The 209-nt window shown below is 70.8% G+C and carries 1 protein-coding gene; it reads left to right on the top strand.

Translation table 11 applies throughout. From position 1 onward, the window contains the following. Positions 1 to 209, top strand: a 209-nt coding sequence (locus ASC93_RS31720) for an Ig-like domain-containing protein (RefSeq protein WP_200958355.1), incomplete at both ends; no start/stop codon positions are given.

Here is a 209-nt window from a genome sequence, read left to right as displayed (position 1 = left end):
CGACGGCATCACGAACGCCACCACCCCGGTCTTCACCGGTACGGCCGAAGCGGGCGCCACCGTGACCCTGTACGACACGGACGGCACCACGGTGCTGGGCAGTACGGTCGCGACCGGCGGCAACTGGAGCATCACCGCCTCCACGCTGAGCGCGGGCGCGCATACGATCACGGCCAAGGTGATGGATGCCGCGGGCAACGCCAGCGCCG

It is taken from the genome of Massilia sp. Root335 (genome assembly GCF_001425685.1).
GTDB lineage: Bacteria > Pseudomonadota > Gammaproteobacteria > Burkholderiales > Burkholderiaceae_D > Telluria > Telluria luteola.
This window is presented reverse-complemented; position numbering and strand designations above follow the sequence as displayed.